We start from the raw sequence: 23,259 nt of genomic DNA on the forward strand, positions 1-23,259 counted from the left end.
GTTCAGTTGGTGGATTTAGTTGACAAAGTCAATCAAAAGCGTATAGTTGACTATATCAACTATCGGGGCGTTGTGCAATTTAACCAGCTAGGAGAGAAAGATGGCTAGAAAAGTTCGTCGTGCAAACGTATTAAGTACTACACGTATTTCCCCGCATCTACAAAGAATTGTTGTTGGCTCAGACGAGTTTGCTGACTTCCCGCAAGATGCAAAAGGTGCGTACGTAAAGGTATTGCTCCCGCATGTCGGTGAATCTAAGGTTGAACTTGATTTACACGCTGAGCATCCCGCATTAATGCGTTCTTACACTATTCGCGATATCAACCCAATTAACGGTGCAATTACCCTCGATTTTGTGGTTAACCAACATCAAGGCGTGGCAACCAACTGGGCACAAAATGCGCGTGTAGGAGACGAAGTCGGTATAGCGGGCCCAGGCCCTAAAAAACTCACAGATTTTACGCAAACACATTATTTAATGCTGGCAGATTTAACCTCTGTCAATGCAATCAATGGCTACTTACAAGCCCTGCCACAAGACGCCACTGTCGATGTCATTATTCATGTTGCGGATAAAGCCGACATTATTGAACTTGAGCAGATTGAAGCACACAGCCAACATAGTGTTGAATGGCTAGTTACAGATGAGCCAGAAACTGATCTACTCGATCAAGTAACACGCTTATGCGCAGGTTATAACGCGCAACCTATGGTGTTTATGGCGCTAGAAGCAAATTTGGTGAAGGCAATTCGCCGTTTAATTACAAGCAGTTTTAAAATTGATCGTGAACACATTGTTGCATCGGCCTATTGGAAGCGTGGTATTGATGCTGATGGCCTAAAGGTGGAAAAACAGCAACAAAGCCGTGCCTAATTAGCATTTGAAAAAAAACCATTCGCTCTCATTAACTAATTATAAAGAGTTAAACTTTGGAGAGCGAATGTCAGATCTTAGCAACACACCTTTTTCATTGCTTGAATTGAGCCCAATGAAAGAGCACGAAACCGTTTCGCAAACACTAGCCAATAGTGTTACCTATGCACAAACAGCCGACAAACTGGGTTTTAATCGGTTTTGGATGGCAGAGCATCATAATATGCGCGGTATCGTGTGTGCCGCAACTTCAGTACTGATAGGTCATATCGCAGGTAAAACTCAGAATATCCGCGTAGGTGCGGGTGGAGTGATGTTACCTAACCACCCACCGCTGGTGGTTGCTGAGCAATTTGGCACCCTAGAGAGTTTATACCCCGGTCGCATTGATTTAGGTTTAGGCCGAGCCCCAGGTAGTGACCCAATTACCAGCCGTGCTTTGCGCCGTGATGAACAACGCGCTGAGCACTTCAATGATGAAGTAACGGAGCTGCAAGCTTTACTTGGCCCATATAAAGGTGACTCTCCAGTACGCGCAATCCCAGGTGAAGATACTAATGTGCCAATCTGGTTACTGGGCTCAAGTCTTTATAGTGCTGGACTGGCGGCAAAAAAAGGTTTGCCATATGCATTTGCTGGGCATTTTGCTCCACGATTTGTTGAAGATGCCATTGCATTGTATCGCAGAGAATTTCAACCATCTGAGGTATTAGATAAGCCATACGTCATGCTTGGTTTACCCGTTGTTGCCGCTGACACCGACGAACAAGCACAGTTTTTAGCAACCACAGCGAAACAACGTATCTTAGCACTTATGCGCGGCAAGCCACTTTGGCTTAAAGAACCTGTTGCAACAATGGAAGGGTTGTGGACAGCGCAAGAAAAAATGCAAGTAGAAAACTTTTTAGGACTTTCTGTTGTGGGCGGTCAAGCGAGCGTTAAGCATAAGCTGAGTATGATTAAACAAACGCTACAGGTTGATGAGTTTATTTTTACAAATGACCTGTATGAATTGAGTGACAGACAACATGCGCTGGAAATATTAGCAAGCATCATGCGCTAATACGGTTTAGCAAATAGTGAATGCGTGTAATGAGTTTTTATGCGCATTGCTTAAGCCCTGATACTCATTTATCAAACGGTTTTATAGATTAATTCAATTCATATAATCCGTTTTAAGGATTGAATTTAACTTTATACAATACATTTATTAACCATTACCCTAGGAAGGTGCACCGTGAAATCTCAAAAAATTGCCGCAGTAGAACCACAAACAAAAACAGCATTAATCGCTGAGGGTGGTGGGCAACGAGGGATTTTTACCGCAGGTGTACTCGATGCGTGGTTAGAAAATAATTACGATCCATTCGATTTATTCATTGGTACATCAGCAGGCTCACAAAACTTAACAAGTTATTTAGCGCGTCAAAAAGGCTATGCAAAACGTTTGATCAGAGGCCTTTCTCGTCATAAACGTTTTTTCCAACTTGGCCGCGGGCTGTTTGGTAAAAGCATTGTTGACCTTGATTGGTATTTTGATAAAACCAAAGAAGTAAACCGTGCCTTAGATTTTAAAACAGCAACGCAAAGCCTAGGCAAACGCGAACTGTTGATCACAACCACTAACGCAGCTGATCGTAAACCCTATTACTTGAGCCCGAATGGTGAAGATACGCAATGGTTGGCCTTGTTAAAAGCATCAAGCGCATTACCGTTTTTATATAAAGATGGCGTTAACTTAACGCCTTGGCTAACAACCAAGGCCGCAAATGATGCCATTATTCAAAGCTCTAATACTGATTTAGTCCATGATATGTATTTAGATGGGGGCTTAGCTGCACCTTTACCTGTGAAAGAGGCCTATAATCGTGGTGCTCGTGATATTGTGGTTATTCGTACTGTTGATGAAAACTTTCAAGTGCAATCTGAATGGGTAAATAAGTTAAAATCACTCGTTTGCGTATCGGGTTATTGCCCTAAAACCATTGATTACTTGGTTCAACACGAACAAGCTTATCAAGATGAATTAGATTTCATTGCAAACCCGCCAAGTGATGCCCGTATCACACAAATTTTTGCAGGTGATAAATTACGCAGTAAACTGCTGGGTAGTACAGATTCAGATCTCCGCTATGATCACAAATTAGGCTTAGCGGCAGGTCGTGCCTTTTTACAGCAACAACTGCTAAATTAGTTGGGAGCAGGCTCGGGTAATTAATCCCATTGCCTACTTGAGATATTTGTAAATAGAGTTAAAGTGGTTAGCTATTCACTTTTTGTGATTTTTTATCTATAAAAACAATAAAGGCTTGCCATGTTTAACAGTGCTGTATCGACAATCAATGGTCTTCTTTGGGGGGAAGGCCAAATTCTTATCTATATTCTTCTGTTTGCTGGGATCTGGTTTTCGGTAAGGTTAAAAGCGATTCAATTGATTAAGTTTCGCCATATGTTTAGCCTGTTAAAGTCGAGTAGCAGCACAGATAAAAACTCAATTAGTTCGTTTCAAGCTTTATGTACTGGTCTTTCAGCCCGTGTAGGTACCGGTAACCTTGCAGGGGTTGCCGTTGCTATTTCGTTAGGGGGCAGTGGTGCAATATTTTGGATGTGGGTGATTGCCATTTTGGGCATGGCCACAGGCTTTGCTGAGAGCGTACTTGGGCAAGTTTATAAAGTCAGGGATGCCAATGGCGAGTTTAGGGGCGGGCCTGCTTATTATATTCAACAAGGCTTAGGCAGTAGAGCGCTTGCAGTGTGTTTTGCTTTTTGCTTGTTTCTTGGTTATGGCTTTACGTTTAGTGCCATGCAAACGAATACCATTACCGATGCTCTCAATTACGCATTTGAAATTCCAACACTGTATTCAGGTATTGTGATCACAATATTGGCAGGCTCTATTATTTTAGGTGGCTTTAAAGCTATTGCCCGCTTTGCTGAACGCATTGTGCCAGTTATGGGCATTTTATTTGTACTAGCCGCTATCATAATTACTTTACTAAATATTGGTAAAGTGCCTGCGATGATTGAAGATATTTTACTTTCAGCCTTTGGCTTACAAGAGGCAGGCGCAGGGGCTATGGGCGCCGCAATTAAAAACGGTATTCAGCGAGGGCTTTATTCAAATGAAGCCGGAGCGGGGAGTGTGCCACATGCATCTGGCTGTGCATCGCCAGTACCAAACCACCCAGTCACTCAAGGTTACATTCAAATGCTTGGGGTGTTTTTTGACACTATTGTGCTGTGTAGTTGTACGGCGGTGATTATTTTATTGGCTGATATTGATATTAGCGGCGAAATGGAAGGAATACGCTTAACTCAATCTGCGATGACAGCGCATATGGCCGATGGTGGCATTTACTTTGTAGCGGCTGCAATTTGCTTATTTGCGTTTACTTCTGTGGTTGCAAACTATGCCTACGCAGAAAGTAACCTACATTTATTTAAACTAGATAATAAACTCGGCCGAGGTATTTATACCTGTTTATATTTATCAATGATGATTTGGGGCGCATCTGCCACCATTAAACAAGTGTGGGATCTTGCAGACATTGCTTTAGGTTTAATGACAGTGGTGAACGTTATCGCTATCATACGCTTAACGCCAACCATCTTATCTGTGACAAAAGACTACCATAGTCAACGTGAAGCAGGCCAAGAACCGAGTTTTGATTCTGAAAAAGTACAGGTTCAAGGTCAAACAGAGCAAGGTATATGGCGCAAATAAGCTAAAACAATAACGAGAAAAGTAACCATGATAGATATTTATGCAGGGCCTAGTGCTGCAAAAGTAATTCAAGAGCAAGGTCTGTCTGCCGATTTGTTTAATACCTTTTTAGGAGCAAGCGGCGGGCCCAAGTGGTTTACATTATTTGGTTTGGATAAATATCTATTTGGTGAATTTTTTAAAGACCGTACCACACCTTTAAACTTATTAGGGTCAAGTGCCGGTGCATTTAGATCTGCTTGTTTTGCACAAAATGACCCTGTTGCTGCAATATCTCGATTAGCAAAGTCTTACTCTGAAACACGCTATTCATCGAATAAAGCAAAACCAGAAGAAATAACAACAAAAGCACGAGAGTTATTAACCACTGTATTTGCTGAAAATGGTATTCACGAAATCATTAACAACCCGATTTTTAAAGCCCACTTTATAGTTGCAAAATCGAATGGCTTTACAGCATCAGAAAACAAAGTGATGCAGTTAATGGGGTTATCTAAAAGCTACTTAGTCAATAGAATGAATAGGCGTTTGTTAAGCAAGCAATACGAGCGTTATGTATTTCAGCCTGCAGATAGTCAATTATCGTTTTCCGATAACAATACTTTCAATACCCATACTATAGAGCTAAGCGAAGATAATTTAGCGGATGCTTTGCTTGCTTCAGGCTCTATTCCATTAGTGATGCAAGGCATTAAAAATATAACAGGAACACCACCAGGTATGTATCGTGATGGCGGTATTATCGATTATCACTTTGACTTAAGTATTCATAATGACGGGCTCATATTATATCCGCATTTCAATAATAGCCCAAAGGCAGGTTGGTTTGATAAGAGCCTAAAGCGCGGTATTACCCCGAGTAACTATGATAACGTAGTGATGATCACCCCATCAGCGGAATTTGTCGCTTCATTACCTTATGGAAAAATTCCCGATCGTAAAGACTTTACAGAACTTGATGCTGATATACGAATCAAATATTGGCAACAAGTATTCAAAGAAACCGAACGGCTAGCAGAGGCATTTGATACGGTATGTACGAATAAGCACACACCGAAAATAAACCTTATCAAATAATCGTGGTTTTGCTTTAACTACTTAAACTGGCTAATCAAGGATGTTTGTTCTGTCACTTTACTGAGTAATGCTTCACAAAGTTGCTGCGAAGTTTGGCCAAGCTCTTTACAGTCATGAGCAAAATCTTGAGCTGCTGTTATATTTCTTGCGATCGATTGACTTGCCGTTAGCTGTTCTTTTATCGCTTGGGCTACAACACTATTAAGCTCACTTAGCTTGATTGATTGCGCTTTAATATGGTCTAAACTATCGCCACTTTGATGGGCAAGCTTAACACTTTTGGCCGACAAATTTAGTCCGTCATTCATGGCAATTTGTGCTTGTTTCGAAGCGTGGGTGAGTTGATTTAATACATTGCTAATTTCTTCTGTTGATTGCTGAGTTCTAGACGCTAGAGCTCGTACTTCTCCTGCAACTACCGCAAACCCTCTGCCATGCTCACCTGCGCGGGCTGCTTCAATTGCCGCATTTAAAGCAAGTAAATTAGTTTGATCTGCGATGGCATTAATCTCAGAAAGAATTGCCACAATATCTTGGTTTCCTTGGATTAAGTTTTCTACATAATTGCTTGCGGCATTGAGTTTTTCGTCAAGTTCACTAATTGAATTTATAGTTTGTCTAACTGCAAGTGAACCGTCTTCTGTTGCTTGATTCGTTAACTCAGCAGTTTGGCTTGATTTCATCGTGCTAGACGAAAGTTCATCAATAGAAGCGGTCATTTGTTCTGTTGCTACAACAATTTGCGAAACTTCGTCAGTTTGTTTATTTAAAAGCTCCGTAACATTATGGCCAGACTCGGCACAATGTTGGGCATTGTAATTAACACCCACACTAACATCATTCACACGGCCAACAACTGCTTTTAGTTTTGCTTTTTGCATCTCAAGTGCAAGATATGCAAAGCCAGATTGATCATTGGTACCAGAATACAGGTAAGCCATTAAGGGGTTATCGTATACTTGTTTTGCTTTACTAATAAGTGCTAAATATTTTTGGCGCCAAAAATACATAAGCCCATTAGCTGATGCTAAAAATAGTACAAGTACACAATTAAAAATATTAAATCCAGCACTGAATAGGGCAGCCAGCGAGCCTAAAAAGCTAATTAGCAACAGGGCACTTATGTAAAGAGTGGCATCATACTTTACTGCTGTAGCATGAGACTTTTGGTTGTTGTTTATTTTTGCATATTCAGCAGTTGCTCTTTGTACAACTTCATCACTCTGTTTGGTTCTGACTGATTGGAATTCAATGATATTACCAGTTTTATCTTTAATAGGTGTTACAAAGGCATTCACCCAGTAGTAATCACCATTTTTACATCGATTTTTAACAGGTCCCATCCAAGATTGACCATTTTTAAGATGGTGCCATAAATCAGCAAAAGCAAGCTTTGGCATATCAGAATGACGAACGAGATTGTGTGGTTTATGCACCATTTCGTCGAGGGAATATCCGGCTATTTTACAAAATTCATCATTGGCATAAGTAATATTGCTATTTAAATCTGTAGTTGATAATAGGATAGATGATTCAGGAAATTTAACTTCATTGCTATTTATTAGTTGGCTATTCACAGTGCTGTTCACTTTTTTAGAATAATTATAATAGTAAAGTATTGTTTATTGCCGATATTATTATTGTGAAATAAACAAGGAAAGTCTTATTTAAATAAGTTTTGTCCTATATCAATTTACACCTAAGTAATTGATATGGAATTAAGAAAATTCATATTTTTCGTAAATGCGGAGGAAAACTTTAATTCTAAATAGAATTTAGAATTAAAGTTAAACTATAGAAATTAAAACCTAGGATCACCTTCACATAACTCACCATCATAATCACTATCTAAATCAGTATTTGGACAATGCCTATTGAAAAAATAGGCTTCTTCAATGGATGTCATTTGCTTACAGTATTGTCTGCCATCACATTCGAAATAACTTTCATTAGTAGAGAAGCGTTTTTGTTGTCTCTTATTAAAGCGTGCTTTTAAAGGTGCTATAACACGGCTATTGACTACCTCAGTAATAGATGTACCACCATTATTTGTAACGTAATATTCCCATCCCAAATACAAAAAAATTGTCAGCAAAATAAACTTTCTCATAGGACCTGCTAATAATTATAGTTATAAAGTTTGAAGAAAATGCATAAAATGTTAAAAGTGCAACTCTTCTAGTATTAAAGTATGGATATGCTACTAAGATGAAAATGAAAAGTTAAGTTTAATTAATGGTTTATCCAAGAAATCTGAATTTTCCTAGGAGGTGTAAGAAGAGATAACTTAAAAAACCCCGAACTACTTCTGATGTGGAACATCAAATGAAAAGATATAAAGTTATCAAAATTAGGTCGTTTATTTTGAATGGGCATTGTGCAAGCAAAGCAAGAGCAGATATACGAGATAGGTTTAAATGCTAAAAATATAAAAGCTTTAACATCTAAACTGTTAGAGTAATACATTAAAAATAATTACGCATAACAAACTAATCTCTTGAGAACTATAAAAAATAACTAGCTATTTGTTCAAAGAACTTATTAATTGAAAGAGCGATAAATGAGAACTCATAAAAAATTGTAAAATAGATATAAACAAGTAAATTAACTACTAGAAACAAATTATAGATTACTACCCATAAATTACGTTATGTTAAATTACATAAAATAATTAAAAGTGGGAGTTAGGTTGCTAACTAGCCCACTTTTAGAAGGGTTTTAAATAGCTTAATTTAACTCAGAATCTACCCAAAACTTTGTGCCTTTAAGTACAGCTTGTAGTGCAAGGCCATTTTCGGTTAAAGAGTAAACAGTTACTTGGTCTGCAATAGCTTCGGCAACTAAAGCGCCACCTTTATCTTCGTATTTTGCTGCTGCATCTGCATTTCCACCGAATGCCCAACCATGTTCAATAAAGCGATTTACTGCTGCTTGATTATGAAAAACCATCACAACATTAAAGTCTTTAACACCTAAACCTAAGCCTAAACCTGCTTCACCCATATTCATGTAAGTTGATTTACCGGTTAGGTTGTTTTTAACAACACCGTAACCACCGCCAAAACTGGCTAAAACAACATTTACATTGGCATTATCAAAAACCGCATAACCAGCAGAGTTAGCAATTTGTTGTTTAACATCAGGTTTTTGAGCGTAAAGCTCACTTAATGTATTGTTTTTCATGCTTTGTACTAAAGCACGTTTTTCATCGGGAGATGCACTTCCTGTTGTAGCACAACCGGTTAAAATTGTAGTGATTAAAACTAAACTAATAGCGATAAACTTTTTCATACATATTCCTTGAATATTAGTATGGCAATCTAGTTAATGTTGCAAATACTATAGATATATTAAGTCCAATACTAGACAGTATCGGACTTTATGGTAATCTTATAACTAGCTATTTTACAAGATATTACATCATTATGCTCGTTGCTCTCGTCGATACACTAAAACAACTGCGTTACCAAATTGCCCATCTTGAAGATGATACTCTTGCAACAGAATATCCAGAACTTGAACACTTTATACATCAAGTTGGATTGACTGTTGCTGAATCAAAAAATGACTTAGCTTTTGTTTATCAGTTTTTATATGTGTATGGCCGAAAATCAGAAGCCACATTTAATCGTTTTCGAAATGAGCTTGAGCGTTTTTGTTTATGGTCGTGGTTGGTTGCTGAGAAATCGGTATTTGATCTAAAACGTGAAGATATTGAAGCCTATGTTGATTTTATGGTTGAACCAGATTCAGCCTGGTTATCAAGTTCAGTGCAATGGCGTTATAAAGATGAACAAGGCATAAGACGACTAAATACAAATTGGCGCCCTTTCATCAATAAAGAAAATATTGCTAGCCAACAAACACTCGCAGCTATGTTTACAGCTTTAAATGTTTTTTATAAGTTCGCAATTTTAGAAGAAAAAACCTTTGCTAACTTTGTACCGGTTGTTAAAAAGAATAGCCCTTACTTAGTTGTGCAATCGCAAATTAAAATTCCCGATACACTTAGTGATATTCAATGGGAATATGTTTTTGGTGTTACTCGTGATTTATGTGAACAACAACCTGATTTAGAAAGAAATTTATTCACACTTGCTTGCTTAAAAGGATTGTACTTACGAATATCTGAGTTATCCGAGCGCCCTCAGTGGTCACCCGTTATGTCACATTTTTGGCAAGATAATGATGGTTTTTGGTTTCTAAGAATTATGGGTAAAGGAAATAAATTACGTGATGTTACCTTAAGTGAAGATTTTATATCATATCTAAAACGTTATAGGCTTTACCGTGGTTTACCTGCCCTGCCCCGCGTTGATGAAGCTGAGCCGTTAGTTCATAAAATTCGTGGTAAAGGTGGAATGACTGTTCGTCAAATTCGTCGTTTGGTTCAGCAAAGTTTTGATTTAGCAAAACAATCTCTTTTAGATGACGGCTTTAAAGATGATGCGGAACAACTTGAAGCGGCCACTGCTCACTGGTTAAGACATACTGGTGCAACACACGATGCCCAAACAAGACCTCTTAAACATTTATCTGAAGATTTAGGTCATGCAAAAATTGCTACGACAGATCAAATCTATATTCAAACAAATATAAAAGAACGTGCAAAGTCCGGAATAAAAAGGAAAGTGTAATGGAATATACAATACTGGCATCAGTTGGCTTAGCTTTATTATTTTATTCACTGACGATTCGGCAATTAGAGCGAACAGAAATTACCGGGCCAATGTTTTTTGTGTTGGTCGGAATTGCAATGTCTTACTTTTTGCCGAGTGAGTTTAAGTTAGGCGAAGCCGGACTCAGTGACATTTTACCTTTGGTTGAATTAACCTTAAGTATTTTTTTATTTACCGATGCCGCCAAATCAAAACTTCCCGTATTAAAACATAGTTATCAGTACCCTAGCCTGTTACTTTTTGTGGCTTTGCCGATGACATTAGTGTTAGGTGTAGCTGGTGGGTTGTTTTTCTTTTCGGAGTTATCACTTTTTCAATCTGCTTTGATTGCGGTAATCTTAACGCCGACTGATGCCGCGCTTAGCAAAGGAATTTTAGAATGCACATCGGTTCCAGAGAAAGTTCGCGAAGGAATAAATACGGAAAGTGGTTTGAACGATGGCCTTTGCGTACCCATCTTTTTAATTTTACTTTTATTAGCTCAAAATCCAGAAAGTGCTGTAACGACAAGTGATACTTTACTTGTTTTTGCAAGAGAGTTAGGTGTAGCACTTATTGTTGCAGGCGTGTCGATGGCCGTGTTTATTCCACTTTTAAAAATAGCATTAGCACGTCATTACTTTGCAAATAATAGCAGTCCATTTTTATTGATTGGCTTAGTCATGGCTATTTTCTCTTTAACACAAAATTTTCATGGCAGTGGCTTTATTGCTGTTTTTGTTTCGGGGCTTTTATTTGATTACTTAGCACCTAAAAAAATTCGTTCAACACTAGTTAAAGACTCTGAGCATATCGCTGAATTTGTTGCGCTACTAATTTGGTGTTTATTCGGTTTTGTATGTGGTCACTTAATTGTGAATGATATCACTTGGCCAATTGTTTTTTATGCGTTATTAAGTGTGACGATTTTTAGAATTGTGCCGGTACTCCTTTCACTTATGTTTACTAATCTAAATTTCAAAGACAAATTTACTTTTGCGTGGTTTGGTCCTCGAGGTTTGGCGTCTATCGTTTTCACTTTAATGGTGATGGATACAGCAATTGAAAACAAAGAACAAATTGCCACAGTAACATTAACAACCATTTTATTTAGTGTGTTCATTCATGGCATGAGTACCAAGCCCATAGCAAAAAGTTACCAATAAAAAAGGCGCGTTGAGCGCCTTTTTTATTTTTACAACTTAAAGTAGCTCTGCAATTAATTGCAGTGGATGCTTTGGTTTAAATTTTTCATAGCGTTTCACTTGGCTACGACAAGAAAAGCCAGTTGCTAAAATAGTTTCAGGCTCATTACTTGAAATAATTGGTTGCCAACTCATTTCATAAAGAGCCCGTGAATTTTCTTGGTTTTGTTTTTCATGGCCGTACGTTCCTGCCATACCACAACAACCCGTACTGGTAGTTTCAAGCTGTAAATTTAGATCAGCAAAAATGGTTTGCCAAACTTTAGATGCATTCGGCATTGCTGTTGTTTCAGTACAATGACTCAACAATTTAAATGGCGAATTTGTTGTAGTGGCAAGAGTAACTTGTTTAAAGTTTTGCGTTTGAAGCCATTCATGCGCAAGCTCAACTTTAAAATCTCCACGGTTCTCTTTTAAAATTGACACATATTCATCTCGGTAACACATAACCAAAGATGCATCGAGCCCAACTAAAGGAGCATTGATTTCACTGAGTGAATTTAAAAACTCAGCTGCATTTTTTGCTGTTGTTTTAAATTCATTTAAAAAACCTTTTACATGCTGAGCTTTACCATTTGGTTTAAACGGTAATAGCATCGGCTTTTTGTCTAGCGCTTTAATCACTTTAATAAAGCTTTCGACTAATTCAGCTTCGTAAAAACTCGTGAATGGATCTTGTACTATTAGTACATACTCTGCTTGTTGTTCTTTTGAAAGCGAATTAAGTAATTCAAAATTAAATTGCTGATCTTTAGAAACACGTTTAGAAAGTTGCGGTACGCTTAAGCTTGGCGTATCCACATAACCAATAGTATTTTTAATTAAACCTGAAACAAGCTTTGTATTTACAATTGGATTTACCACTTTAGCAAACTTTGCCATCACCGGCGCAGTTTGTTCGATGCCTGCAACTAAGTAATCTTTTGCTGGGCGCGCATAATAACTATGGTAGAAATTTAAAAAGCGTGAACGGAATGTTGGTACATCAACTTTGATTGGGCAAGCAGTAGTACATGCTTTACAAGCTAAACACTCGTCCATTGATTCTTTTACTTCATGAGAGAAATCATAAACGCCTTTTTTCTTATCGCGACTATGTTGATAGCGCTCCCACCAAGTGATCACTTCACCATTAACTAATTCTTTTTCGACATTGAGTAAATCAATATTTTCAGATTCTTGAAGGCGCAACCACTCGCGCATTAAACTTGCGCGACCTTTAGGTGAATAACGGCGGTCACCTGTTACTTTATAAGATGGACACATTGGTGATTTTTCATCGTAGTTAAAACATAGACCATTACCATTACAGGTCATCGCGTTATTAAATTCTGTTTTAACATCGATAGAAATTTCTTTGTCGAACCAGGCACGCTTTTGATCATCAACAGAAACGAGTGAGTCTTTACTTTCAATTGGCGTACAGATTTTACCTGGGTTTACTCTGTTATTTGGATCAAATGCCGCTTTGATTTTTCGAAGTTGTGTAAATAAATGCTCGCCGAAAAATTCAGGGCCATATTCACTTCGATATCCTTTTCCGTGCTCACCCCACATCAAGCCGCCATATTTTGCAGTCAGTTTAACGACTTCATCTGAAATATGACGAAGTAATTTTTCTTGCTCTGGATCACACATATCTAAAGCCGGTCGTACGTGTAATACACCGGCATCAACATGGCCAAACATACCATATTGAAGGTTGTGGTTATCGAGAAGTTCACGAAACTCGACTATAAAATCGGCTAAGTTTTCTGGTGGTACTGCAGTATCTTCAGCAAAAGCTAACGGTTTTTGACTGCCTTTTACATTTCCTAAAAGGCCCACTGACTTTTTACGCATTGCATAAATTTTTAATATATCAGCTTTGTCATTCGTTAACTGATAACCGATCACCCCATTAGTTTGTTTTTCAACACATTCATCGAGTAGCTTACAAAGAGTGTCTACTTTATCTTTAATGTCTTCTGGTGAAACCGCATTAAACTCAACCATGTTGAGTCCTTGCATATCTTTGTTTTCAACATCGGTTATTAAGTCCGATACTGAATGCCAAATGATATCTTCTCGAGCAAGGTTAAGTACTTTACTGTCGACTGTTTCTACCGAAGTTGCATTTGCTGCAACTAGAAAGGGTGAATGACGAAGTGCAGAATCAAAGCTATCGTATTTAATATTTATTAATGTTTTAAATTCAGCAATGGGTGTAATGTTTAGTTTAGCTTCAGTAACTATACCTAATGAACCTTCAGAGCCTGTAATTAATCGGCTCATATCAAAGGTTTGTAAATCATTAGAAAAAATATGTTCTAAATCGTAGCCGGTCAGAAAACGGTTTAAACGAGGGAATTTTTCTAAAATAGCGTCTCGATTCTCAAGACCAATATCAAAAACTGTTTTATATAACTTGCCTACAGTCGTGTTTTGCTCAGCAATAACTTTTGCTTTTTCAACAGGCATAGGGGTTGTTGACATTTCAGTGCCATCAACAAGATAAGTTGTTAGGCCTAAAACGTGATCACTTGTTTTGCCATAAACCAAAGAGCCTTGACCTGATGCATCTGTATTTATCATTCCACCGATTGTTGCACGGTTACTTGTTGATAAATCGGGCGCAAAGAAAAAACCGTAAGGACGCAAAAAGTCGTTTAATTGGTCTTTTATTACACCCGTTTGCACGCGCACCCAGTTTTCTTCGACATTGATTTCTAAAATTTCACGCATGTAGCGAGATAAATCAACAACTATACCTGGGGTTAGCGATTGACCATTAGTACCTGTACCACCTCCGCGTGGACCAAAAGTCAGTGATAAAAACGGATCACGAGAAGCAATTTGCATAGCAAGTTGTATGTCTTTTGCTGACTTTGGAAAGATGACACCTTGAGGTACCTGTTGGTAAACGCTGTTATCGGTTGATAAACTTAAACGTGTAGAAAAGCTTGCATCGGTATCACCACTAAAACCTTGTTTTTGTATTGTATCTAAGTAATTAGAAACGAGTTCTGTGGTGGCTTGTTGTTGGCTTATTGTTGCTATCATGACGGTGATAAATTAAGGCATTTTGCAAATTATATCATGCTAATAGCTAAGATAAATTGAAGATTTTACAGTTTGTAACACTCTTTTTATCGATTTCGGGGGCAATACTTTTATACTGTGTATTAAAGCAGCAAATGAGATAGTCAGATGAAAAAAATTGCATTAATCAGTTTAGGTGCCTTGTGCATGTTATTGGGTTTAGTTTTTGTTATTATTCCCGGACCGTCGCTGATCTTCTTTATTGCAGGACTTTTCTGTTTATCTTTTTACTATCCTAAAGCGCGTGATTATTTAACCTTGTGCCAAAAGGCTCTGACTAAGTCATGTGCTTATATCGATAAAAAACTTGCTCGCTGATTTAAAGGGCGTGTTGTCCTTTGTAGATTAGACTTTGTTCACTCTAGGGGAGATTTAATCGCGGCGCGAGATTTGTAACCTAGTGGGCTAAGTAAAAATCGAGCAACAAAGAGTTAATCGCCCCTAGAAAGAACCCGAAGGGCAGCGCGTGTTTGGCATTGATGCTGCGTTATAACCTATTTATGTGGAACAACCACACTACACAGGCTCTGCCTTGCCTAAATACCAAACACACTGCTGCAAAATCAATCATAAAAGGACAACACGCCCTTCGAAGTTACAAAAATGCCAGCTAAGTGCTGGCATTTTTTATATCAGAATCATTATTTTAATTAAATAAAGTACTTAGTCGGCTAATTTCTTAGCAAGATATAACCAAGTTTCTAATACTGTATCTGGGTTTAGAGAAACAGAATCAATGCCCTGCTCAACTAACCAAGCTGCAAAGTCTTCATGATCTGAAGGACCTTGACCACAAATACCTACGTATTTGCCTTTTGCTTTAGCAGTTTGAATAGCCATTGATAATAGTTTCTTGATTGCAGGGTTACGCTCATCAAATAGATGGGCAATTAAACCTGAGTCACGGTCAAGACCTAATGTTAACTGAGTTAAGTCGTTTGAACCGATAGAGAAACCATCAAAATATTCTAAGAACTCATCTGCAAGTAACGCGTTTGATGGTAATTCACACATCATGATTACTTTCAGACCATTTTCGCCACGTTTAAGGCCATGTTCTTCAAGTAATTCAATAACGCGCTTACCTTCTTCAAGCGTACGAACAAATGGGATCATGATTTCAATATTAGTCATACCCATTTCGTTGCGAACACGTTTAATCGCTTCACACTCTAAAGCGAAACAGTCACGGAAGTCTTCAGAGATATAACGTGCTGCACCACGGAAACCAATCATTGGGTTTTCTTCTTCTGGCTCATATTGCTGGCCGCCAACAAGGTTTGCATATTCGTTTGACTTAAAGTCAGACATACGAACAATGACACGCTCAGGTGCAAACGCACAACCTAGTGTTGCAATACCTTCAACAAGCTTAGAAATATAGAATTCTACAGGTGATTCATAACCTGCCATCATTTCTGAGATTTCAGCTTTTAGCTCGTCAGATTGCGCATCAAAATTAAGAAGTGCTTTAGGGTGAACACCAATCATTCGGTTGATTACGAATTCAACACGCGCAAGGCCAACACCGGCATGAGGTAAGCGAGCAAAGTCGAATGCACGATCAGGGTTACCTACGTTCATCATAACTTTCATTGGTAATTCTGGCATTTCATCAACACGTGATGTAAGTACTTCGTAATCTAAAATACCTTCGTAGATATAACCTGTGTCACCTTCGGCACACGATACAGTTACATCTTGGCCTGCTTTAATTAAATCAGTTGCATTACCACAACCAACAACTGCAGGAATACCTAATTCACGAGCAATGATTGCCGCGTGACAAGTACGTCCACCACGGTTTGTAACAATCGCAGCGGCACGTTTCATGATTGGCTCCCAGTCTGGGTCAGTCATGTCAGTAACTAGAATGTCGCCTTGTTGTACTTTGTCCATTTCATCAATTGAATCTAGTACGCGTACAGTACCTGAACCAATCTTGTGACCAATTGCACGGCCTTCAGCAACAACTGTGCTTGTACCATTTAATTGGAAACGCTCCATAACGTTAGCGTCTTCGTTTGAACGAACTGTTTCTGGACGTGCTTGAACGATGTAAAGTTTACCGTCGTTGCCGTCTTTTGCCCACTCGATGTCCATTGGACGACCGTAGTGCTTTTCAATAATAACAGCTTGCTTTGCAAGTTCTTGAACTTCAGCATCTGTGATTGAGAATTTGTTTGAAAGTGACGAATCTACGTCAACAATTTCAACTTGCTTACCATGTGATTCATCCGCTGAGTAAATCATTTGGATTGCTTTTGAACCAATGTTACGGCGAACTACCGCTGGTTTACCGTTAGCAAGCGTTGGTTTATGAACATAAAATTCATCTGGGTTTACAGCACCCTGTACAACCATTTCACCAAGACCATAGCTTGAAGTTACAAATACAACATCTTCAAAGCCAGATTCAGTATCAATACTGAACATAACACCTGAAGCTGCTTTATCTGAACGAACCATGCGTTGGATACCAGCTGAAAGTGCAACACCACGGTGATCATAACCTTGGTGAACACGGTAAGAAATAGCGCGGTCATTAAATAGTGAGGCAAACACGTGTTTGATTGCAGTCATTACTGCATCAATACCACGTACGTTTAAAAACGTTTCTTGTTGTCCTGCGAATGAAGCGTCTGGCATGTCTTCTGCTGTAGCAGATGAGCGAACTGCAAATGAAACATCTTGTGATGCGTCGCCGTGTAGTTGGCTATATGCGTCGCGGATGGCTTGGTCTAGGTTAGGTTGGAATGGTGTATCGATAATCCATTGGCGGATTTCGGCACCGACTTTAGCGAGTGTATTTACATCATCCACATCCAATGTGTCTAAAATATCGTGGATTTTTGAGTTTAATCCAGATTGCTCTAGAAACTCATTGAATGCATCAGCGGTTGTAGCGAAACCACCTGGCACTTGAACACCAGCGTTAGCTAGGTTTGAGATCATTTCACCAAGTGAAGCGTTTTTACCGCCAACACGAGGAACATCTTGCATACCAAGCTCTTGATACCAGAGAACGTATTCTTGCACGGATCTTTCTCCATAAACAAATTGTAGTACTAACTGTGAGAGTTAAGAAAGAAAACCTTCTAAAAAGGTCGTAGTCATTCTACACTGGCAACAGACCTCACGTAAACCGTGAAGCCCCTATTTTGCAGATAAAGGTAATAAAAAGGTTAAATATGAGAACTGCATTTTATATTTCTGATGGAACAGCAATCACCTCTGAAGTCTTTGGTCATGCGACCTTATCTATGTTTCCTGTTGAGTTTAATCACAAAACAATTCCTTTTGTTGAAACAGAAAAAAAAGCAATTGAAGTTAAGAACTTAATTAATTCAACAGCGCAACGTGATGGAGAACAGCCACTCGTGTTCTTCACTTTTGTAAACCACGAGCTAAGTGAAATTATTAAATCGTCTTGCGCGGTGTGTTATGACTTTTTATCACAATACAGTGATAAAATTTCTCAAGAGTTAAAAGTTGCGCCAGTACCAAAGGTTCATAGAACGCATTCGATGCACGAGAAAAGTTATGATTTTCGTATTGATGCGGTTAACTATGCGTTGACCAATGATGATGGCGCTAACATTAAAAACTATGCTGAAGCCGACATTATTTTAGTAGGTGTTAGCAGAAGCGGTAAAACACCAACTAGTTTATACCTGGCATTACAATATGGTATCAAAGCGGCGAATTACCCGCTGACAGAAGATGATTTAGAAAGAGGCACCCTGCCTGAGTGTTTAAAAGCTTACAAACATAAACTTTTTGGTTTAACGATTGACCCTGTTCGCCTTGCCGATATTCGCCAGCGTCGTATGGCTAATTCAAAATATGCGTCTTTAAAACAGTGTCGTATCGAAGTGCGTGAAGTAGAAATGCTTTATAAAAAACAGAAGATTCAATTTTTAAATTCGACTCATCATTCAGTAGAAGAAATTTCTGCAAAGATTATATCTGATACTGGTCTTGAAAGACGTAAGTACTAACTTATTTTAGTATCGGACATTAAAGAAGGCTGCAATATGCAGCCTTTTTTGGATAACTTAGTGTTACTTACGTGCGTCTTTTAATAAATCAGCAACTAAGAAACCTAGTTCTAAAACTTGATCTGCATTTAGGCGTGGGTCGCACTGAGTGCGGTAGCGCTGTGCTAAATCTTCATCAGATAAGCCATATGCACCACCAGTACATTCAGTCACGTGCTGGCCAGTCATTTCAAGGTGAACACCACCTGGGTATGAACCTTCAGCTTTGTGTACTGCGAAGAACTGGCTAATTTCACGAAGAATATTATTAAAGCTACGTGTTTTATAACCTGAGCTCGCTTTCTCAGTATTACCATGCATTGGATCTGAGCTCCAAATAACTTTACGGCCTTCTTGTTGTACTTTACGTACTAGTGCCGGTAGTTTCTCTGGCAGTACATCAGCACCCATTCGCGTAATTAACGTTAAGCGACCTGGAATGTTATCTGGGTTAACTGCATCGATAAGTTTGATTAGCTCATCTGGGTCCATACCTGGCCCAACTTTCACACCAATTGGATTTTTAATACCTTTAAAGAATTCGATGTGTGCATGATCAAGTTGACGTGTACGTTCACCAATCCAAACAAAGTGTGCAGAACAATCGTACCAGTCACCTGATAAGTGGTCGCGGCGTGTTAGTGCTTCTTCGTAGCCTAATAATAATGCTTCGTGTGATGTAAATAAGTCTGTTTCTTTTAAGCTTGGTGCAACAGTTGAGTCGATACCGCACACTTCCATAAATTCAAGCGCATCTTGAATTCTGTCAGCTAGCTGTTGGTATTTCTCTTTAAGCGGATTTGCTGCAACAAAACCCATGTTCCAGCGGTTTACTTGATGTAAATCGGCTAAACCACCTTGCGCGAATGCGCGTAATAAATTTAGCGTTGCTGCACTGTGATGATATGCTGTCATCAAACGCTGTGGGTCGGGTACACGTGCTTGCTCAGTGAACTCGAAGTTATTGATGATATCACCACGGTACGAAGGCAGAGATACACCATCGATCGTTTCGTAATCTGATGAGCGAGGCTTAGCGTACTGACCTGCCATACGCGCAATTTTAACTACAGGGCATTTACCACCATAAGTTAAAACAACGGCCATTTGTAAAAGTGTTTTAAATGTATCGCGGATATTTGCTGCATTAAAGTCACTGAATGACTCTGCGCAATCACCACCCTGTAATAAGAAGGCTCTGCCTTCACATACAGCTTCTAGTTGTTTGTATAAGCTACGCGTCTCTTCGGCAAATACCAGAGGTGGTGCGCTTTTTAATTGCCCTTCAACTGATTTTAGGGCTTCTTGATCTGGGTACTCTGGCTGCTGAAGTATCGGCAGTTTTCTCCAGCTGTCTGGGTTCCACGATTGCATGTTGTTTCCTCATTCCTAACATAGACCATTTACGAAAACTAACTTATTGCATGTACTAAGTTCAAGGACAATATTCAGCTATTTACGATTATTTCGTTATTTGATAAACAGATTCGATATTAACTAGCAGATACTTAGCATCTTTCCATTTTGAAACAGTAAGTTATAGAGCTTTTTTTGTTTTAACAATTAACCCAAAGGCCAAGAACACATCTTACCTAGATTAAGGCCTAGTGTAACCTCTGCTTTACACACTTATATTGAACAATTTATATCTAACATTGATCAAGTTGAAAACCTGTACTATGCATCATAATGAAGAACACATCATACTTAAATTAATTTATAAGTTAGGTCAGCAATAAAAATAAATTTATCTATTAATTATCAGAAGATAAGGTTAAAATTGAATAAACGTTAAGTAAGATGTGTTCCTATGAGTACCAAGTTAGAAATACGCAGTCAGTTTGATTTAGTAAGTGAATTAACTCATTTGTTTTGTGAAGAATTAATGGAAGTCGGTTTTCATAAGGCATCATATTTTCAACTGCCAGATATCGATATAAACGACGAAAAGAAAGTTCCTTCTTCAATTAGTGTACATAAAATTGAAGGCGATGATGCTCATAAATTAATTCTAAATTCCTTTGGTGATTTTTATAAAAAGACAGGATTAAGTAGTCGAGTTTTAAAAAGGCATCCAGGCTTATTAGTTTTAAAAGATGTCGATAAGCAACATTTCATTGCAAGGATAAATCAGTTAAATAAAGCCAAAGCTGATTTTAAAAATAGCGTAATAGCTATCGATAATAATGATGCGAGGTTTGAAGCTGTTCACAATGCTGTTCCAAATCTCATTACCCTTGCAGCATATCGTAAGATCCATTTTGAAACTGAATCGCCCTACTCTGTTCGTTTTACTTGGATGCACAAACACGCAACTAAAACGCTAACAAAAAAAATGGCCTTAGCAATGTTGGATAAATCGGCTAGTTATTCTAACCCAAGAATGATCGACCAACACGCTTGGCAAGCGCTAGTTGCACAAGAGCAAAGTCGTGTTGCAAGTTTAGGTGATAAAGAAAAATTGCGAATTCGTAGACCAACAAGAGTTAGCCCACAAGTTAATGTAAGATATACAGCTAAAAATCGATATCATGTTAGTGCTGCTTTACCTTTTATTTTGATAAACCCAGAACCAGATGTAAAACTGGGTACATTAACTGATTATCAAAAACCTGAAAGCCACCCTCGAAAAAGAGAATATGATTTCTTAGTTGATAGACTTTACTTAGAACAAGTGACAGATTGATTATGTTAAAAAGGCCACATATGTGGCCTTTTGTATATAGTAAGTAAGTATAAAAGAAATTAGTCTTCGACTATTTCTTCAATTTTATCTTCATCGATTAATACCGCATTCTCAACAATGCGTTTCCCACCTTGAATTTCGATTCGTTTATTATGCTTATTAAGCGTAAGAATCTCATCACAAAATTGATCAGATGGATGCATTTCATATGTGTAATCAATAATATTACCCGTTTTGTCATCTTTGACATTGGTAATGTTATATTCAGAGATTGCACCTTTCTCAATTAAGTCTTTCATTGTCGTAGTCATATCACGACGCAAAGCTTTTAATTTATTCTCGGTAATTTCGTCTGTTGAATAAATAGAGCCATATTTTTCCATAATCGATAATAGTCGGAAATGGTAGGTCTTACCCGGTGCCGCATAACGCCATAAATGATATAAACGAAGCATCATCCAACGAGATAAACCACGTTTTAATTCTTGAGCACTATTAAAGTAGTAACCTTTGTATTCAAGGTTATCGATCATGTTATGAACGAAGGCATTCAAACAAGCCACACATTTTACGTTACCACCTTGACCTTTTTTTCCACTAAAATGAAGTGACGATAAAAAGTTCATGTTCGATTCGTAAAATGAGTCATCAATATCAGAGTTACGCGTATCTGTTGCTGAATATTTAAAAGAAAGTTTAGAACCTTGTAATGCTTCTAATGATTCTTTGATTTGCGGATAAGGCATCGACTGGCCAACCGCTTTCAGTTCTTGCGCTAATTCATTCATTGAAAAAACAACTGCGTATTGAATGCCAGACTTAAAATTGATTTTTACAATTTTACCTTTAGATGCTAAACGAATTAAGGCACGTTCGACTTTTTCTTCTCGATCAGATGGCCAAACAAGATATTCAACATCTTCACCATCTTTTCTTGTGCTTACTACCGCAGGTGTAATTTTGATTTCGCCATCATAAAGAATGCCGTCTACTTTTTCAGAGATTCTTCTTGTGACGATGGTTTTCTTTGGTGCTTCTTCAACCGGAAGCTTCTTATGACCAGAACGGACAAAACGTCCCCATAAATCATAATGATTAAATGTATTTGAGTAAGCTCTCAAACCATGTGCAGCATTTTCAATTGAAACACGCACATCTTTGTTGTCTGTAAATAGTGCAAGACTTTCATTATCTATTGCACTTTCCACCCCGTGGATCTGCCCGCGTAATGTATCGGGTAAGTTATCTACCGAGATGTTGACCTTTCGGCTCATTGTTCTTATTTCCAATTTTTCTTCGACAGTTAATAACAACACATAAAACTTCAAAAGTTAAATGTTTAAGTTAGTATAAACTTGATCCGATCATAATTTATTTCTTCGGATCAGTTTTATACTAACTGTTTCGTAATTGCTGATTTTCAGATCAGATTTTTACTAAGTTATAGTTGATAGGTCGCAATTTTACTAACTCAGTTCAATTTATGTCCTGTTAATCACCTTTTTAAAGCAAATTAACACGACAAAAATTGCTTTTTTAAAACAGCATGTGGATAAACAGCTGTTTAGTTAGCATAGATCTGATCTGTACCAACTATAGATCAGATCCATACCAACTTATTGCGCATTTTAGTTATCCTCTCAGTGTATAACTTTATAATTTAGTTAGTAAAAGTTTGATCTACACAAGCATTTTTGTGTGTAAAGCAGTGACTAAGCTGTGCATAAGTCGAAAGCTCATTTTTTGCTTAGTAATATGCTGATCTGCGAGTCATTATAGATCTGATCTTTACCAAGTAAAAACACGATCTGGCTTTTTAGTAAATATTCAATAAAATCAGTGATATATTTCACTATTTTAGCATCTTAACCTTATATACCTATATACTTAACCGATATTAAACTTACTTATTTA

At 38.1% G+C, this 23,259-nt stretch carries 17 protein-coding genes; 10 read left to right on the forward strand and 7 right to left on the reverse strand.

Going from position 1 to position 23,259, the window contains the following annotated elements; translation table 11 throughout:
• The first annotated feature begins 100 nt into the window (after window positions 1-100).
• The 5 genes from NO991_RS03595 (at window position 101) to NO991_RS03615 (ending at window position 5,675) form a co-directional block, all read left to right on the forward strand.
• On the forward strand, window positions 101-874 hold the full coding sequence (locus NO991_RS03595) for a siderophore-interacting protein (protein WP_138599783.1): 774 nt from the start codon (window positions 101-103) through the stop codon (window positions 872-874).
• A 67-nt stretch (window positions 875-941) separates the two neighbouring features.
• Entirely contained in the window at window positions 942-1,937 is a 996-nt protein-coding gene (locus NO991_RS03600; RefSeq protein WP_138599782.1) for an LLM class flavin-dependent oxidoreductase, read from the forward strand.
• A gap of 174 nt (window positions 1,938-2,111) precedes the next feature.
• Window positions 2,112-3,068: a patatin family protein gene (locus tag NO991_RS03605; protein WP_300361118.1), complete on the forward strand. Its 957-nt coding sequence runs from the start codon at window positions 2,112-2,114 to the stop codon at window positions 3,066-3,068.
• A 120-nt stretch (window positions 3,069-3,188) separates the two neighbouring features.
• Entirely contained in the window at window positions 3,189-4,598 is a 1,410-nt protein-coding gene (locus NO991_RS03610; RefSeq protein ID WP_300543311.1) for a sodium:alanine symporter family protein, read from the forward strand.
• Between the two features lie 27 nt (window positions 4,599-4,625).
• Window positions 4,626-5,675: a patatin-like phospholipase family protein gene (locus tag NO991_RS03615; RefSeq protein WP_138599780.1), complete on the forward strand. Its 1,050-nt coding sequence runs from the start codon at window positions 4,626-4,628 to the stop codon at window positions 5,673-5,675.
• A gap of 17 nt (window positions 5,676-5,692) precedes the next feature.
• Here the strand turns inward: NO991_RS03615 and NO991_RS03620 are convergent, their stop codons facing one another.
• From NO991_RS03620 to NO991_RS03630, 3 genes are all read right to left on the reverse strand, one after another.
• Window positions 5,693-7,252 (reverse strand): PAS domain-containing methyl-accepting chemotaxis protein, encoded by a 1,560-nt coding sequence (locus tag NO991_RS03620; RefSeq protein WP_300361111.1) that lies wholly within the window; start codon window positions 7,250-7,252, stop codon window positions 5,693-5,695.
• A 224-nt stretch (window positions 7,253-7,476) separates the two neighbouring features.
• Window positions 7,477-7,785: an excalibur calcium-binding domain-containing protein gene (locus NO991_RS03625; RefSeq protein ID WP_054552227.1), complete on the reverse strand. Its 309-nt coding sequence runs from the start codon at window positions 7,783-7,785 to the stop codon at window positions 7,477-7,479.
• A gap of 617 nt (window positions 7,786-8,402) precedes the next feature.
• Entirely contained in the window at window positions 8,403-8,966 is a 564-nt protein-coding gene (locus tag NO991_RS03630; RefSeq protein ID WP_054553327.1) for a YSC84-related protein, read from the reverse strand.
• A 134-nt stretch (window positions 8,967-9,100) separates the two neighbouring features.
• On the opposite strand from NO991_RS03630, the gene NO991_RS03635 reads away from it, so the two are divergent.
• Together NO991_RS03635 and NO991_RS03640 are read left to right on the forward strand one after the other, a co-directional pair.
• Window positions 9,101-10,312 (forward strand): tyrosine-type recombinase/integrase, encoded by a 1,212-nt coding sequence (locus tag NO991_RS03635; protein WP_194441132.1) that lies wholly within the window; start codon window positions 9,101-9,103, stop codon window positions 10,310-10,312.
• On the forward strand, window positions 10,312-11,499 hold the full coding sequence (locus NO991_RS03640) for a sodium:proton antiporter (RefSeq protein ID WP_300417486.1): 1,188 nt from the start codon (window positions 10,312-10,314) through the stop codon (window positions 11,497-11,499). Before NO991_RS03635 ends, NO991_RS03640 begins: the two co-directional genes overlap by 1 nt.
• 36 nt (window positions 11,500-11,535) lie before the next feature.
• Here NO991_RS03640 and NO991_RS03645 read toward each other — a convergent pair whose 3' ends face one another.
• The gene (locus tag NO991_RS03645; protein WP_371351688.1) at window positions 11,536-14,580 is read right to left on the reverse strand and encodes an FAD-binding and (Fe-S)-binding domain-containing protein; all 3,045 of its coding nucleotides are present in this window, start codon (window positions 14,578-14,580) and stop codon (window positions 11,536-11,538) included.
• 147 nt (window positions 14,581-14,727) lie between these two features.
• Here NO991_RS03645 and NO991_RS03650 point away from each other — a divergent pair, with 147 nt between their 5' ends.
• The gene (locus NO991_RS03650) at window positions 14,728-14,937 is read left to right on the forward strand and encodes a PGPGW domain-containing protein (protein ID WP_054553331.1); all 210 of its coding nucleotides are present in this window, start codon (window positions 14,728-14,730) and stop codon (window positions 14,935-14,937) included.
• Window positions 14,938-15,282: 345 nt separating this feature from the next.
• Here the strand turns inward: NO991_RS03650 and ppsA are convergent, their stop codons facing one another.
• Complete coding sequence (gene ppsA, locus NO991_RS03655) at window positions 15,283-17,658, reverse strand: phosphoenolpyruvate synthase (protein WP_138617233.1); 2,376 nt, start codon at window positions 17,656-17,658, stop codon at window positions 15,283-15,285.
• Window positions 17,659-17,810: 152 nt separating this feature from the next.
• Between ppsA and NO991_RS03660 the strand changes: the two genes are divergently transcribed.
• Entirely contained in the window at window positions 17,811-18,620 is an 810-nt protein-coding gene (locus NO991_RS03660) for a pyruvate, water dikinase regulatory protein (protein WP_054553333.1), read from the forward strand.
• Window positions 18,621-18,683: 63 nt separating this feature from the next.
• On the opposite strand, the gene NO991_RS03665 is transcribed toward NO991_RS03660, so the two are convergent.
• Complete coding sequence (locus NO991_RS03665) at window positions 18,684-20,033, reverse strand: class II 3-deoxy-7-phosphoheptulonate synthase (RefSeq protein ID WP_054563102.1); 1,350 nt, start codon at window positions 20,031-20,033, stop codon at window positions 18,684-18,686.
• A 436-nt stretch (window positions 20,034-20,469) separates the two neighbouring features.
• Between NO991_RS03665 and NO991_RS03670 the strand changes: the two genes are divergently transcribed.
• Window positions 20,470-21,345 (forward strand): DNA replication terminus site-binding protein, encoded by an 876-nt coding sequence (locus NO991_RS03670; protein ID WP_371351689.1) that lies wholly within the window; start codon window positions 20,470-20,472, stop codon window positions 21,343-21,345.
• Window positions 21,346-21,404: 59 nt separating this feature from the next.
• Here the strand turns inward: NO991_RS03670 and NO991_RS03675 are convergent, their stop codons facing one another.
• A complete protein-coding gene (locus NO991_RS03675) occupies window positions 21,405-22,619 on the reverse strand; it encodes a hypothetical protein (RefSeq protein ID WP_054553336.1) in 1,215 nt (404 codons plus the stop codon).
• Window positions 22,620-23,259: the final 640 nt, after the last annotated feature.

The organism is Pseudoalteromonas sp. DY56-GL22, from assembly GCF_041414715.1.
Lineage (GTDB): Bacteria > Pseudomonadota > Gammaproteobacteria > Enterobacterales > Alteromonadaceae > Pseudoalteromonas > Pseudoalteromonas simplex.

Excerpts from the sequence above, each read along its gene's own strand:
- NO991_RS03645 (WP_371351688.1), bottom strand. The coding sequence starts at position 14,580 with ATGATAGCAACAATAAGCCAACAACAAGCCACCACAGAACTCGTTTCT.
- NO991_RS03600 (WP_138599782.1), top strand. The coding sequence starts at position 942 with ATGTCAGATCTTAGCAACACACCTTTTTCATTGCTTGAATTGAGCCCA.
- NO991_RS03660 (WP_054553333.1), top strand. The coding sequence starts at position 17,811 with ATGAGAACTGCATTTTATATTTCTGATGGAACAGCAATCACCTCTGAA.
- NO991_RS03640 (WP_300417486.1), top strand. The coding sequence starts at position 10,312 with ATGGAATATACAATACTGGCATCAGTTGGCTTAGCTTTATTATTTTAT.
- NO991_RS03630 (WP_054553327.1), bottom strand. The coding sequence starts at position 8,966 with ATGAAAAAGTTTATCGCTATTAGTTTAGTTTTAATCACTACAATTTTA.
- NO991_RS03615 (WP_138599780.1), top strand. The coding sequence starts at position 4,626 with ATGATAGATATTTATGCAGGGCCTAGTGCTGCAAAAGTAATTCAAGAG.
- NO991_RS03670 (WP_371351689.1), top strand. The coding sequence starts at position 20,470 with ATGAGTACCAAGTTAGAAATACGCAGTCAGTTTGATTTAGTAAGTGAA.
- NO991_RS03635 (WP_194441132.1), top strand. The coding sequence starts at position 9,101 with ATGCTCGTTGCTCTCGTCGATACACTAAAACAACTGCGTTACCAAATT.
- NO991_RS03625 (WP_054552227.1), bottom strand. The coding sequence starts at position 7,785 with ATGAGAAAGTTTATTTTGCTGACAATTTTTTTGTATTTGGGATGGGAA.
- NO991_RS03610 (WP_300543311.1), top strand. The coding sequence starts at position 3,189 with ATGTTTAACAGTGCTGTATCGACAATCAATGGTCTTCTTTGGGGGGAA.
- NO991_RS03665 (WP_054563102.1), bottom strand. The coding sequence starts at position 20,033 with ATGCAATCGTGGAACCCAGACAGCTGGAGAAAACTGCCGATACTTCAG.
- NO991_RS03650 (WP_054553331.1), top strand. The coding sequence starts at position 14,728 with ATGAAAAAAATTGCATTAATCAGTTTAGGTGCCTTGTGCATGTTATTG.
- NO991_RS03595 (WP_138599783.1), top strand. The coding sequence starts at position 101 with ATGGCTAGAAAAGTTCGTCGTGCAAACGTATTAAGTACTACACGTATT.
- NO991_RS03675 (WP_054553336.1), bottom strand. The coding sequence starts at position 22,619 with ATGAGCCGAAAGGTCAACATCTCGGTAGATAACTTACCCGATACATTA.